This is a genomic window from Microbacterium helvum (assembly GCF_014779795.1).
GTDB classification, from domain to species: Bacteria; Actinomycetota; Actinomycetes; order Actinomycetales; family Microbacteriaceae; genus Microbacterium; species Microbacterium helvum.
Genome location: NZ_JACXZS010000007.1, coordinates 1 through 13,918, shown reverse-complemented (window position 1 = coordinate 13,918; position 13,918 = coordinate 1). Strand labels below are relative to the sequence as shown.

The window sequence follows — 13,918 nt, the reverse complement described above, 5'->3', positions numbered from 1 at the left end:
TTTGCAGATGGGACACCACCGAATGACTGACACCACGGGCGTCGAGGCCGAAACCACGGCTTCGCACGAGGCCCTCCCTGAGACGATCCTCAAGGTAGAGAACCTGGGCGTCGAGTTCTGGGTCGAAGGCGAGTTCTACCCCGCCGCCATCGACATGAACTACGAAGTGCGACGCGGCGAGGTGCTCGCCATCGTCGGAGAGTCCGGCTCCGGCAAGAGCACCAGCTCGATGTCGCTGCTGGGCCTGCTGCCCGAGAACGCGCGCGTCACCGGCTCGATCAAGCTCCTCGGCCGCGAGCTGCGCGGCGCCGACCCGGTGACGCTGAGGTCGCTGCGCGGCAACGAGATCGCCGTGATCTTCCAGGAGCCGATGACCGCGCTGAACCCGGTCTACACGATCGGCTTCCAGATCATGGAGTCGCTGCGCTCGCACGACCGCGGGCTCGCCCCGAGCGTCGCGAAAGAGAAGGCGATCGACCTGCTGCGCATGGTCGAGATGCCCAACCCCGAGCAGTCGTTCAACAAGTACCCGCACCAGCTGTCCGGCGGTCAGCGCCAGCGTGCGATGATCGCGCAGTCGATCTCGTGCGACCCGCTGCTGCTGATCGCCGACGAGCCCACCACCGCCCTCGACGTGACGGTGCAGGCCGAGGTACTCGACCTGCTGCGCAACCTTCACAAGCGCCTCGACTCCGCGATCATCCTCATCACGCACGACATGGGCGTGGTGGCGGACCTCGCCGACCGCATCATGGTGATGAAGAACGGCGTCGTGGTCGAGTCGGGCTCGGTCGAGCAGATCTTCCACGACCCCAAGCACCCGTACACGCAGCAGCTGCTGGCCTCCGTGCCGCACCTGGGTCTCGGCGTGCTCGAGACGGAGGCCACCGTCGCCGATGAGGTCGTCACCGAGACGTCGGCGGTGCCGTCCGTCTCGGCGATCCGCGAGCGCGCGACCGAGGTCGCCGACGAGATCATCGAGACCCGCACCCCGGTGCTGGCGTTCGAAGACGTCGCGATCGACTACCCCAAGCGCGGCCGCATCCCGGCCTTCCGCGCCGCGGAGCACATCGATCTCGCGATCTACCCGGGCGAGATCGTCGGCCTCGTGGGCGAGTCGGGATCGGGCAAGACGACGCTGGGCCGCGCTGCGATCGGCCTGCTGCCCATCGCGGAGGGCAAGCTCACCGCGGTCGGCACCGACATCTCGAAGCCGAGCCAGAAGGACCTCTTCGCGATCCGCCGTCGCACCGGCATCGTGTTCCAGGACCCGGCGTCGTCGCTGAACCCGCGCATGCCGATCGGCGAGTCCATCGGCGAGCCGATCCTGCTGGCCGGCGTCGCCAAGGGCAAGGACCTCGACAAGCGCGTCGAAGAGCTGCTGAGCCAGGTCGAGCTGCCCCGTTCGTACCGCAACCGCTTCCCGCACGAGCTCTCGGGCGGTCAGCGGCAGCGTGTCGGCATCGCGCGCGCCCTGGCGCTCGCGCCCGAGCTGCTGGTCGCCGACGAGCCGACCTCGGCTCTCGACGTGTCGGTGCAGGCCCGCTTCCTCGACCTGCTGCAGGAGCTGCAGCAGCAGCTGCAGTTCGCGTGCCTGTTCATCAGCCACGACCTCGCCGTCGTCGACATCCTGTCGCACCGCATCGCGGTGATGCACCACGGCAAGCTCGTCGAGACCGGCACGCGCGACCAGATCCTGCGCGGCGCGACCGACCCCTACACGCAGCGTCTGATCGCCGCCGTGCCGGTGCCGAACCCCGAAGAGCAGCGTGTGCGCCGCGAGGCGCGCGCCGCGCTGCTCGCGGCGACGGGTGGCGCTGAGAGCTGAGGCCGACTCACGAAAGGGCCCTGCTCGACCACTTGGTCAAGCAGGGCCCTTCTTGGCCTGCTACGAGGAAATCAACCCCAGCTCACGCATTGCGTGGTGACGTTCACGACTTCGCTTCCCGGGTCGTTCCACTTCTGCCACCAGGCGTCGTTCAGCCCGAAGTTGAGCGTGTACGACGTTCCCGGGTTGATCGTGATGTAGTTCCCGTACATCGCCTGTTCCTTGGTCGCGCCGTAGCCGATAATCGCCTGATCCACGGAAACAGTGAACTTCACCTGTGCGAACTTGCCCGCGGGGCACGTGACGTGCACGGGGGACCACCATCCGCTGGCGTTGGCAGCTCCGACGGGTGCGACACTCGCCGCTGCAATTCCAAGTGCCACCGCGATACCTGCGATCGTACGACGTTTGGGCGACTGATTTTTCTTCAGAGGGGATTTCATAGGAGTGAGAGTAACTCGCGCTCGGATCAGATGTAAAGCTCAAATGGCGGATATTTTTGAGATCATTCTCGCGCACGCATTTCGAGTAGCGTGGCGCTGGGACGCGTGTAACCTTCCGCCACGCCAGGCATCTTGTTTTCGTCTGAGATGCAGGAAGGCAATGTCGACAAAGCGGTGCAGGCGGGCTTCTCCCAACCTGGTCGTTCAGACGATGGCGTCCACTACGGATGCGGATGCGGGTGCGGGGCAGGGAGGTATACACGTCACCGAGCGGGGCCGAGGACCGCTGTTGCTGGCAGAGCCGCACGACGGGTAACAAAAAGGTAACGAAGTGCCGAAATGTGTCCCGCGCCGGTCCGTCCCGGACATATCTAAGCAGCGGCGAGCTCGACACCAACTAGTGAAGGAGTTGTCAGGGTGTCGACTTGTTTGTCCTGTCGTGTTTCTCAATTGAGTCGCAATGGCTAACGGGTGGGTTTAGTGCGCGCATCTTCACGCCATCTTTTCGGCGCGCGTCAATGGCTCTCGGATTAGGTGAGTGTGGCTGACTTATTGCGTTGTGTATTCGTGTCACCGTGGGACTGTTGATCTATTGCTGTCGGAAAGGCCCTGAGGCGCGCGCCGCGCTGCTCGCCGCGACGGGCGGTGCCGAGAGCTGATCCGAGCCCGCCTGGACGCCTCCGGAAGGAGATGTCCAGGTGCGCCCGATAGAATGGGGGATGCCGGCATTCCGGCATCCCCCTTCTCTTTCAAGGATTCCCTCATGGCGCGCGCCCTCCGTCCGGACCTCCGCAACGTCGCGATCGTCGCCCACGTCGACCACGGCAAGACCACTCTCGTGGATGCGATGCTCCGCCAGACCGGCTCGTTCGGAGAGCACGCTCACGTCGAGGAGCGGGCGATGGACTCGAACGACCTCGAGCGCGAGAAGGGCATCACGATCCTCGCCAAGAACACGGCGATCACCTACAACGGCGCGCACACCGACGTGCCGGTGACGATCAACGTGATCGACACGCCCGGCCACGCCGACTTCGGCGGCGAGGTCGAGCGCGGCCTGTCCATGGTCGACGGTGTCGTCCTGCTCGTCGACGCCAGCGAGGGCCCGCTGCCGCAGACCCGCTTCGTGCTGCGCAAGGCGCTCGAGGCCAAGCTCCCCGTGATCCTCCTGGTCAACAAGACCGACCGCCCCGACGCCCGCATCGCCGAGGTCGAAGAAGAGGCGCACGACCTGCTCCTCGGCCTCGCGTCCGACCTGCACGAGGACGTCCCCGACCTCGACGTCGACGCGCTGCTCGATGTGCCCGTCGTGTACGCGTCGGGTCGTGCCGGTGCCGCGTCGCGCACGCGTCCCGCCAACGGCGAGCTTCCCGACAACGCCGACCTCGAGCCCCTGTTCGAGGCGATCCTCGAGCACGTCCCGGCGCCGTCGTTCGACGACGAGGCTCCGCTGCAGGCGTGGGTGACGAACCTCGACTCCAGCCCCTTCCTCGGCCGCCTCGCGCTGCTGCGCGTCTTCAACGGCACGCTGAAGAAGGGGCAGACAGTCGCGTGGGTGCGCCACGACGGCTCGCACTCGAACGCACGCATCACCGAGCTGCTGAAGACCCGCGCGCTCGAGCGCTACCCGGCCGAAGAGGCCGGCCCGGGCGACATCGTCGCCATCGCCGGCATCGAAGAGATCACGATCGGCGAGACCATCGCCGACCCCGAGGACGTCCGCCCGCTCCCGGCGATCACGGTCGACGACCCCGCCATCTCGATGACCATCGGCACCAACACCTCCCCGCTGGTCGGCAAGGTCAAGGGCCACAAGGTCACCGCGCGCATGGTCAAGGACCGCCTCGACCGCGAGCTCATCGGCAACGTGTCGCTCAAGGTCGTCGACATCGGCCGCCCCGACGCATGGGAGGTGCAGGGCCGCGGCGAGCTGGCTCTCGCGATCCTCGTCGAGAACATGCGCCGCGAGGGCTTCGAGCTGACCGTCGGCAAGCCGCAGGTCGTCACGCGCAAGGGCGAGGACGGCAAGGTCAAGGAGCCGTACGAGCACCTGACGATCGACGCGCCCGAGGAGTACCTCGGTGCGATCACGCAGCTGCTGGCCGCCCGCAAGGGCCGTATGGAGACCATGACGAACCACGGCACCGGCTGGGTGCGCATGGAGTTCGTCGTACCCTCGCGCGGTCTCATCGGCTTCCGCACCGAGTTCCTCTCGACCACGCGCGGCACCGGCATCGCCAACGCGATCTCGCACGGCTACGACGACTGGGCCGGGCACATCGTGGCGCGTCAGAACGGCTCGATCGTCGCCGACCGCGCGGGCGTGGCGACGCCGTTCGCAATGATGGCGCTGCAGGAGCGCATGAGCTTCTTCATCCAGCCCACCGAAGAGGTGTACGAGGGCATGGTCGTGGGCGAGAACACGCGCGCCGACGACATGGACGTCAACATCACCAAGGAGAAGAAGCTCACCAACATGCGCTCGTCGACGGCCGACGAGCTCGAGCGTCTGACTCCGCCGCGCCAGCTGTCGCTGGAAGAGAGCCTCGAGTTCGCGCGTGACGACGAATGCGTCGAGGTGACGCCCGAGAAGGTGCGCATCCGCAAGGTCGTCCTCGACGCCACCGAGCGCGGTCGCGCAGCCTCGCGTCTGAAGCGCCAGGACGCCAACGCCTGAGAAGAATCGAATGGATGCCGCGACCCCGGGCCTGTCCAAGGCCCAGGGTCGCGGCATCCACTTTCTCAACGGATCGTGACGGTCACCGGTGCCGCCGCCGTCGACCCGGCCGCGTTGGACAGCACCGCGCTGAACGTATAGGTGCCGGGCGGAAGCGTTCCGATCCGGGTCACCACATGCTGCGCGTCGGGCGTCGCGGCGATCAGCGACTGCCGGTCGATCTCGACCCCGTCCTGGTACAGGACGTACTCCGTCGCGTTGGTGCCCCACCAGAGGTCGGCGGTGACGGTGAGGTCACCGGTGCGCACCCCTGTGGCCGAGAGCACGCCGCGTCCCGGTGCGGCGTCGGTGACCCGGACCGTGTGCGTGCGTGAGACGCTCTCGCCGTACGGGTTGAGCGCGACGACCCGGTAGTCGTACGTGCCGTCGCCGCGCCCGGCGATGTCGAAGGCGACGTGCTGTGCCGTGGGCGTCGCCGCGTCGAGCCGCTGCGCGGCGATCAGCGTGCCGTTCTCGTACAGCTTCACCACGGTCGCGTTCTGCCCCCACCACAGATCGGCGAGGATCCGGTACGTGCCGTCCCGCAGTCCGGTGTCGCGCCCGTCGTCGTCAGAGACGGTGAACGCCCCCGGTGCGCGGGCGGCTCCCGGAGTTCCCGATTCGAGGATGCCGGCGCCCGCTCCCGCGCGGACGATCGCGGCCACATCCTGCACGAGGTCGAGCGTGTACGGGTAGGCGGCAGCCGGGTGCCACCTCACCGCCGACGACAGCGGGACGGAGGCTGTCGCGTTGTACGCGGCGAGCACGTCGACCTGTTCGCCGTCCACGAGCGTGTCCGTGGCACGCAGCTCTGTGCCGCCCCAGCCGGCGATGACCCGTGACACGCTCGCCGGGTCGACGAGCTCGATCGCATTCGACTCGGCGACGATGCTGCTCTCCTTGCCCGCGCCCCAGAAGTACTGGAAGAACGGGTGCTCCCCGGTGGAGGCCGCGGTGGTCGCCGCGGTCTGCTCGTACAGGTTGTTGTAGACGTGGACGTCGCCGAAGCGCACGCGCGGGCCGCGCTGACCGATGTCGGTCCAGCGGTTGTGATGCTGCGTGACGCGGTGCTGTCCGCGGTCCTGGGTGCGTGAGTCCGACGAGCCGATGATGTCGGTCTTGTCGTGGTGCTGGAACCAGTTCCACGACATCGTCACGAGGTCGGAGCCGTGTGTGATGTCGAGCAGGCCGTCGTGCACCTCGAACGGGCGACCGTAGACGGTCGGAAGACTCTCCGCGGCGTGGTCCCCGTCGTCGAACGTGCTGTGGTCGACCCACACGCTGGTGGAGGTCCACACCGAGAGGTTGTCGTAGGCGGAGTTCCAGTTGCCGCCGGCATCCCCGGCATCCCACTGCGGGAAGCAGTCGTACGCGTCGGAGAGCGTGAGGTTGCGCACGATCACGTTGTGCGCGTCGCGGATCCGCAGGGATGCGCCGACCACCCGCGCGTCGTCGCCCACGCCGACGAGCGTCACGTTGGATCCGATGTGCTGCAGCGTCATCGTCGCCTGCAGTGCCGCGGCCGCGACGCGGGCCTGCTCGAGCGGACCGGACGGGTCGACGCCCGGCCCGAAGGCGGCGATGTAGTCGTCCATCGAGAACGGCGTTCCGGCACCCGGCACGGTCACCTGCGACGCGATGGCCTCGCAGGTGATCCGGGTGCCGTCGCTGCGCAGCCACGGGTCGATCGTGCCGGTGACGTACACGATCCGCGGCACCTGGTTGTAGCGGGCGTCGTTCTGGGAACCGCCCGGGGCGCCCGCGAGCGCGTCGCGCAGCTCCTGCCAGGTGTCGACGACGTACACGTCGGCGGGAGCGGCGGACGCTCCGCCGGTGACCGGTTCCGCCTCGCGCGGCACGCGTTCGGGAGACGTCGTCCCCGTCCACGAGGCCCAGCCATCGCCGGCGGGGAGGACCTCGACACCGAGGTCCGTCGCGCCGGAGTCGGCTGCGGCAGGGGGAGGGGCCGCCGACGCGGCGGCGGCCGTCATCGGCGCGACCGCGATCGCCGCGGCGGCGACGATCGCGACGAGACAGCGGCCTCGCGGCTGTCGGCGGGCAGGCAGGGGCAACGGCGTTCTCATGGGACTCCTTCGTCCTCGGCAGAATCCGTGATGAGAACGGGCGCACCGGCACCCACAAGCGAGGAAGCGTTTTCTGCGGTGCACCCCAGCATGCTGGGGATCGGTGCCGAGCGCAAGCAGCGATCGCGCGGTCCGCTCGCCGCCCGGTGGAGCGCGAGCGTTGGGGAAGTCCGTCGCTACGATCGACCTCGTGACTCTCGACCCCCACTTCGACGAAGCACACGGGGCGGCCCAGGCGCGTCGGGCGGTGCGCGAGGCGCTCGGCGTCGCGCTGGCGACGAGCGCCTACGGCATCTCGTTCGGCGCCCTCGCCGTCGCGGCCGGGCTCGACGTCTGGCAGACCTGCGTGCTGAGCCTCGCGATGTTCACGGGCGGATCGCAGTACGCGTTCGTGGGCATCATCGGCGCGGGCGGGCTCGCAGCCGTCCCGTCCGCGATCGCGTCGGCGGCGCTGCTGGGCGTGCGCAACATCGCGTACGGCATCCGCATGTCGCCCGTGATCGGCGCCGGCTTCTTCAAGCGCGCCGCAGCGGCCCAGTTCACGATCGACGAGTCGACCGCCGTGTCGCTCGCGCAGTCGACGCAGCGGGCGCGCACGCTCGGCTTCTGGGTGACCGGAATCGGCATCTACGTCGGCTGGAACCTTTCGACACTCGCCGGGGCGCTCCTCGGCGACGTGCTGGGCGATCCGCGTGCGTACGGATTGGATGCCGCAGCCGCCGCCGCGTTCCTCGCGTTGCTGTGGCCTCGACTGCGTGCCCGTCAGCCCATCGTCGTCGGCGTCGCGGCCGCGGTGATCGCGACCGTGCTCACTCCCGTGCTCATGCCCGGGCTGCCGGTGATCGTCGCCGCGCTCGTGGCGATCCTGGTGGGGTGGACGAACTGGCTGGGCCGTGACGACCGCACCGCCCCGGAACCCGACGACGTGGCGGAGAGGGAGGGTCTGCCGTGACCATGTGGACCGCGGTGCTCGTGGCATCCATCGTCTGCGTAGCCCTCAAGACCGTCGGCTATCTGATCCCACCCCGCTGGGTCGAGGCGCCGCGGCCGATGCGGATCGCCGATCTGCTCACGGTGGCGCTGCTGGCCGCCCTCGTCGCGGTGCAGACCCTCGGTGCAGGGCAGGGCGTCGTCGTCGACGCCCGCGTGCCGGCCGTGCTCGTCGCCGCGGGCCTGCTGCTGCTGCGCGCGCCGTTCCTGGTCGTCGTGGTCGCCGCGGCCGTCGTGGCGGCGCTGCTGCGACTGTGGGGCTGGGCGGCGTGAGACCTAGACTTGCCCAGTGAGGTTCTCCTGGTCCCGGTTCGGCACGTGGGTGGTCGCATTCGTCGTCGGCGCCGTCTACGGCGTCGCCGGGACGGTCGCCCAGGCGTATCGGCTCGGGTGGTTCCCACTCGGACTGGTGCTCGCTCTCGTCGGCGTGATCGCGCTGCTGATCGCCGTGCGGCTGCTGACCGCAGACCGGTGGGCGGCGCTGGCGACCGGCCTGGGCGTGATGATCGCGACGCTCGTGTTCTCGGGCGCGGGGCCGGGGGGCTCGGTCGTGGTGCCGCAGGCGCCGGCGGGCGAGTTCAACCCCGGCATCCTCTGGACGATCATCGTGCCGCTCGCCGCGACCGTCGTCATCGCGTGGCCCGACTCCCTGCCGCGCATGGCGGCGCTCGAGTGGGACGCTCCCGAAGAGGGCTGACCCGCCCGGGTGACGACGCACGGCGGACCGGCCGTCGGTGCCGCGGCTAGACTGACCGTGTGACGTACGTGATCGCCCTTCCCTGCGTGGACGTCAAGGACCGCGCCTGCATCGACGAGTGTCCGGTGGACTGCATCTACGAGGGCGACCGGTCGCTGTACATCCACCCGGACGAGTGCGTCGACTGCGGCGCCTGCGAGCCGGTGTGCCCCGTCGAGGCGATCTACTACGAGGACGACCTGCCCGACGAGTGGCAGGACTACTACAAGGCCAACGTGGAGTTCTTCGACGACATCGGCTCGCCCGGCGGCGCTGCCAAGGTCGGCGTGATCCACAAGGACCACCCGATCATCGAGGCGCTGCCCCCGCAGGAACACTGACGTGGGTGTCGCGGACCTTGCCGACTACCCCTGGGATGCAGTGGCGCCGTACGCGGAGCGCGCCCGTTCCCACCCCGACGGACTGGTCGATCTGTCGATCGGATCGCCCGTGGACCCGACGCCCGCTGTCGTGGCGGACGCGCTGCGTGCGGCCACCGACGCCCACGCGTATCCGCAGACCGTCGGCACGCCCGCGCTGCGCGAGGCGATCGTGCGCTGGTACGAGCGTCGTCGCGGCGTGGCGGGCCTGACGCCGGCTCACGTGCTGCCGACGGTGGGCTCGAAGGAGCTCGTGGCCCTGTTGCCGCTGCTGCTCGGCCTCGGCCCCGGCGACGTCGTCGTGCATCCCCGCGCGGCCTACCCGACCTACGAGGTGGGCGCACGGCTGGTCGGGGCGACGCCGCTCGCCTCGGACGATCCCGCGGAGTGGCCGGCGCAGACGCGACTGGTGTGGGTGAACTCCCCGGGCAATCCCGACGGTCGCGTGCTCGATGTCGCCTCGCTTCGCACTGCCGCGGCGCGTGCGCGGGAGCTCGGCGCCGTGCTCGCATCCGACGAGTGCTACGCGGAGCTCGGCTGGGACGCTCCGTGGGACGTGCACCCCGTCCCCTCGGCGCTGGATCCGCGGGTGACGGAGGGCGACGTGCGCGGCATCCTCTCGATCTACTCGCTCAGCAAGCAGTCGAACCTCGCGGGTTACCGTGCCGCCTTCCTCGCCGGCGATCCGGCGATCGTCGCGCGACTGCTGACGGTGCGCAAGCACCTCGGCCTGATGCTGCCGCTGCCCGTCCAGGCGGCCATGACGGCGGCGCTCGACGACGACGCGCACGTCGCCGCGCAGCGCGAGCTCTATCGTCGCCGGCGCGCGGTGCTCAAGCCCGCGGTGGAGGCTGCCGGCTTCCATGTCGACGGCAGCGAGGGCGGGCTGTATCTGTGGGCGACCGAGGGCCGCGACGCGTGGGACAGCCTCGGCCGCCTCGCCGACCTCGGGATCCTGGCGGGCCCCGGGCACTTCTACGGCACGCACTTCCCGCAGCACGTCCGACTGTCGCTGACGGCCACCGATGAACGCATCGCGGCGGCGGCGGAGCGATTGCGCGCCGTCTCGGTGCTCGAGGACTGACGATTCCTCCATCGGATGCCTCGTCCCTTTGGCTGTGTCAGCAGTAGGCGCGGCAGCGGACTAGGCTGTAAGAACGCGGCGACGCGGCATCTCCCGTCCCGCATCTCCGTTCTGAGGCAGTAGCCGTCACGGCATCGCCCAGAACAGGACGACACCCCCGGCACGACCAGAAATCGCGAGGAGGCGCCGTGAACGACGCGGGCACCCAGCAGGAGAAGGCCACCCTCACGATCGGTGACACCACCGCCGAGTTCCCGCTGCTGCGGGGGACCGACGGGACGCCGAGCGTGGACTTCTCCACCTTCACCCGCCAGACCGGCCACACCGCTCTCGACTACGGCTTCGTGAACACCGCCGCGACCAAGTCGGCGATCACCTACATCGACGGCGACCAGGGCATCCTGCGCTACCGCGGGTACCCGATCGAGCAGCTGGCCAAGAACAGCACGTACCTCGAAGTCGCGTGGCTGCTCATCTACGGCGAGCTGCCGACGGCCGACGAGCTGGCCGAGTTCGATGAGAAGATCCGCCGGCACACCCTGCTGCACGAGGACCTGAAGCGGTTCTTCTCGGCGCTGCCGCACACGGCGCACCCGATGTCCGTGCTCTCGTCGGCGGTCTCAGCGCTGTCGACCTACTACGAGCACCAGTCCGACCCGAACAATCCCGAGCACGTCGAGCTCAACACGATCCGCATGCTCGCGAAGCTGCCGGTGATCGCGGCGTACGCGCACAAGAAGAGCATCGGGCAGGCCTTCCTGTACCCCGACAACTCGCTCGGCTTCGTCGACAACTTCCTCAAGCTCAACTTCGGCGTGCTGTCCGAGGTCTACGACGTCGACCCGGTCATGTCGCGCGCGCTCGAGCGCCTGCTGATCCTGCACGAGGACCACGAGCAGAACGCCTCGACGTCGACCGTGCGGCTGGTCGGCTCGACGGGCGCCAACCAGTTCTCGTCGATCTCGGCCGGCATCAACGCTCTCTACGGCCCGTTGCACGGCGGCGCCAACGAGGCTGTGCTCGACATGCTGGCCCGGATCCGCGACTCGGGCGAGAGCGTGCAGCGCTTCGTCGAGCGGGTGAAGAACAAAGAAGACGGCGTCAAGCTGATGGGTTTCGGCCATCGCGTTTACAAGAACTATGACCCGCGCGCGAAGCTCGTCAAGGAGTCGGCCGACGAGGTGCTGTCGGCCCTCGGCGTCAGCGACCCGCTGCTGGATCTCGCGAAGGAGCTCGAAGAGATCGCGCTCAACGACGCGTACTTCCAGGACCGCCGCCTGTACCCCAACGTCGACTTCTACACCGGCGTGATCTACAAGGCGATGGGATTCCCGACGCGCATGTTCACGGTGCTGTTCGCGATCGGCCGGCTTCCCGGCTGGCTCGCGCAGTGGCGTGAGGCGGCGAGCGACCCGCAGACCAAGATCGGCCGGCCGCAGCAGCTGTACGTCGGCGCTCCCGAGCGCACGTATCCCGGCCTCGGCTGAGGAAGAGATGAAGGATGCCGCGCCCCGAGGGGTGCGGCATCCTTCATCTCTGCGGCCGCCGCGGTGCGCCTCAGGCGGCTTCCGCGAAGACCGGTGACTCCTCGGACGTCTCGGACGGGCGCTCGGCGGCAGCATCCCCCCGCCGAGGCCTGACCGCGAGCACGATGACCGCTGCCACGACCGCGGCACCCGCGATGCTCAGCCACGCCACCGCGTACCGGTCGAATGCGGGGGAGTCTCCGGTCGCGACGGACCCGAAGACGACCGCCGTCGTGAACGCGGATCCGATCGCCGAGCCGATCGTGCGAAGGTTGGCGTTGACACCTGTGGCGATGCCGGTGCGGTCGGCCGGGACGCTCTCGACGATGATGCTCGCGGCCGAGGCGTATGCCAGGCCGATGCCGACGCCGAAGACCCCGCCTGAGATCGCGAGCGCGACGAGTGTGCTGTGCTCGATGACCGCCAGCACGACGCCGCCGGCCATGAGCAGGCCCCCGATCGCCATCATCACCCGCAGGGGGATGACGCGCGCGATCGCCCCCGCGGCGAAGCCCACGCTCGACATGCCGACCAGGATCTCGCGATCAACGCGATCCGCCGTTGAGCGACGAGGGCCGCCGGCTGCTGCCGGCGGCCCTCGTAGTGGTGCGAAGTCAGGCGTGCAGAGCCTCGTTGAGGGTCACGCCCACCCCCACCCGGCGCACCGCTTCGACCGCGCCGGTCAGCGAGTTGCGGCGGAAGAGCAGGCCGTCCCGACCTGAGAGGTCGGCGCCCTTCGCTGTCGTCGGCGAGCCGTCCGCGCGGCGAGGCTCGTTCACGAGGACGACCTTCGTGCCCGCCGTGACGTAGAGCCCGGCCTCGACGACGCAGTCGTCGCCGAGCGAGATGCCGATCCCGGCGTTCGCACCGAGGAGCGTTCGCGCGCCGACCGACACCTGGTGCGTCCCGCCGCCGGAGAGCGTCCCCATGATCGACGCCCCACCGCCGATGTCGCTGCCGTCGCCGACGACGACACCCTGCGAGATGCGTCCTTCCACCATGCTCGCGCCGAGGGTGCCCGCGTTGAAGTTGACGAAGCCTTCGTGCATGACGGTCGTCCCGGGCGACAGGTACGCGCCCAGGCGCACGCGCGAAGCGTCCGCGATCCGGACTCCGGGCGGCGTGACGTAATCGAGCAGGCGGGGGAACTTGTCGAGCCCCTGCACCTGGATCCCCTCGCGCGCGAGGAAAGGGCGCAGTCGCGTGAGCGCGTCGGGGTGGACAGGGCCGGCCGTGGTCCATGCGACGTTGGGCAGGAAGGCGAAGACGCCGTCGAGATTGACGGTGTTCGGCTCGGCGAGCCGGTGCGACAGAGCGTGCAGGCGCAGATAGGCGTCGGAGGTCGAGATCGGTGCGGCGTCGAGGTCGACCTCGATCGTGACGATCTCGACCTCGACGGCACGACGCGGGTCCGGGACGGCGAGGCGATCGATCTCGTCGGGCGGCAGCTGCGGGTCGTACCCGAGCGGGATGCGTCCTGCGACGGGGGAGGGGAACCATGTGTCGAGCACGGTTCCGTCTTCGGCGATCGTGGCGAGGCCCGCGCCCCACACCCAGCGTTCTTCGGTCATGTGTCAACGCTAGCGCGGGACCTGAAGGGATGCCGGTCCCGCGTCATCGCGGGCGGTCCGGGCGCGACACGCCCGGGCTCCGGCACTGTTTGGACGGACCCCTCCGGCGCACGTAAAGTAATTCGAGTTCGCCCCAAAGGGTAGAGCGAAGGGCCTGGCGGTCCGGCTCCCCTCAAGCAGTGAACAACCCATCCGATCCCGCTCCTGGCGGGTCGTCCGGTTCCGGTCTAGGATGGGTGTCTTCCACTCCTTCGGATCGTTGGTCGATCGTGTCGGCGGCTTCGGCTCGTCGACATGCCGATTTGACAAGCGAGACGGGGTGTGTAAGATGGAGAAGTTGCCCAGTCGGGGTGGCGGGCCTGGTGGTCTGTTGCTGGTTGGTGCGTCCGATCTTTGAGAACTCAACAGCGTGCACTTGTCAAATGCCAATTATTTTCTCTGTCGACCGTGTTTAACGGTTGGTGGGGGTTTTTGGATCAATTCATGGATGTCAGTTTGATATTCGTTTTTGGTCATGGTTGAACTCGCTGGCTGGTGATCGTTTTTCCCGATCCTGGTTG

12 protein-coding genes are annotated in these 13,918 nt (G+C 68.7%); 8 read left to right on the top strand and 4 right to left on the bottom strand.

Features of this window, described 5'->3' with window-relative positions; all coding sequences use genetic code 11:
* Positions 1-22 precede the first annotated feature (22 nt).
* Positions 23-1,828 carry a dipeptide ABC transporter ATP-binding protein gene (locus IF188_RS11425; RefSeq protein ID WP_191171938.1) on the top strand — a complete coding sequence of 602 codons (1,806 nt, stop codon included), beginning with the start codon at positions 23-25 and terminating at the stop codon, positions 1,826-1,828.
* A gap of 71 nt (positions 1,829-1,899) precedes the next feature.
* Here the strand turns inward: IF188_RS11425 and IF188_RS11420 are convergent, their stop codons facing one another.
* The gene (locus tag IF188_RS11420; protein WP_191171937.1) at positions 1,900-2,271 is read right to left on the bottom strand and encodes a hypothetical protein; all 372 of its coding nucleotides are present in this window, start codon (positions 2,269-2,271) and stop codon (positions 1,900-1,902) included.
* A gap of 763 nt (positions 2,272-3,034) precedes the next feature.
* Here IF188_RS11420 and typA point away from each other — a divergent pair.
* Entirely contained in the window at positions 3,035-4,948 is a 1,914-nt protein-coding gene (gene typA, locus IF188_RS11415) for a translational GTPase TypA (protein ID WP_191171936.1), read from the top strand.
* Positions 4,949-5,013: 65 nt separating this feature from the next.
* Here the strand turns inward: typA and IF188_RS11410 are convergent, their stop codons facing one another.
* Complete coding sequence (locus IF188_RS11410) at positions 5,014-7,071, bottom strand: pectate lyase family protein (protein ID WP_191171935.1); 2,058 nt, start codon at positions 7,069-7,071, stop codon at positions 5,014-5,016.
* Positions 7,072-7,261: 190 nt separating this feature from the next.
* Here IF188_RS11410 and IF188_RS11405 point away from each other — a divergent pair, with 190 nt between their 5' ends.
* The 6 genes from IF188_RS11405 (at position 7,262) to IF188_RS11380 (ending at position 11,748) form a co-directional block, all read left to right on the top strand.
* Positions 7,262-8,023 carry an AzlC family ABC transporter permease gene (locus IF188_RS11405; protein WP_191171934.1) on the top strand — a complete coding sequence of 254 codons (762 nt, stop codon included), beginning with the start codon at positions 7,262-7,264 and terminating at the stop codon, positions 8,021-8,023.
* Entirely contained in the window at positions 8,020-8,334 is a 315-nt protein-coding gene (locus IF188_RS11400) for an AzlD domain-containing protein (RefSeq protein ID WP_191171933.1), read from the top strand. The genes IF188_RS11405 and IF188_RS11400 overlap by 4 nt, the downstream gene beginning before the upstream one ends.
* Positions 8,335-8,350: 16 nt before the next feature.
* Positions 8,351-8,758, top strand: a complete 408-nt coding sequence (locus IF188_RS11395) for a DUF6113 family protein (RefSeq protein WP_191171932.1) — start codon at positions 8,351-8,353, stop codon at positions 8,756-8,758.
* Positions 8,759-8,817: 59 nt separating this feature from the next.
* Positions 8,818-9,138, top strand: coding sequence for a ferredoxin (fdxA, locus tag IF188_RS11390; RefSeq protein WP_018170155.1), 321 nt, complete (start codon positions 8,818-8,820; stop codon positions 9,136-9,138).
* 1 nt (position 9,139) lies between these two features.
* On the top strand, positions 9,140-10,261 hold the full coding sequence (dapC, locus tag IF188_RS11385) for a succinyldiaminopimelate transaminase (RefSeq protein WP_191171931.1): 1,122 nt from the start codon (positions 9,140-9,142) through the stop codon (positions 10,259-10,261).
* Between the two features lie 188 nt (positions 10,262-10,449).
* Positions 10,450-11,748: a citrate synthase gene (locus IF188_RS11380; RefSeq protein ID WP_191171930.1), complete on the top strand. Its 1,299-nt coding sequence runs from the start codon at positions 10,450-10,452 to the stop codon at positions 11,746-11,748.
* Between the two features lie 70 nt (positions 11,749-11,818).
* Here the strand turns inward: IF188_RS11380 and IF188_RS11375 are convergent, their stop codons facing one another.
* Both IF188_RS11375 and dapD read right to left on the bottom strand, forming a co-directional pair.
* Positions 11,819-12,313 (bottom strand): MFS transporter, encoded by a 495-nt coding sequence (locus tag IF188_RS11375; protein ID WP_191171929.1) that lies wholly within the window; start codon positions 12,311-12,313, stop codon positions 11,819-11,821.
* 88 nt (positions 12,314-12,401) lie between these two features.
* Positions 12,402-13,358: a 2,3,4,5-tetrahydropyridine-2,6-dicarboxylate N-succinyltransferase gene (dapD, locus tag IF188_RS11370; RefSeq protein ID WP_191171928.1), complete on the bottom strand. Its 957-nt coding sequence runs from the start codon at positions 13,356-13,358 to the stop codon at positions 12,402-12,404.
* Positions 13,359-13,918: the final 560 nt, after the last annotated feature.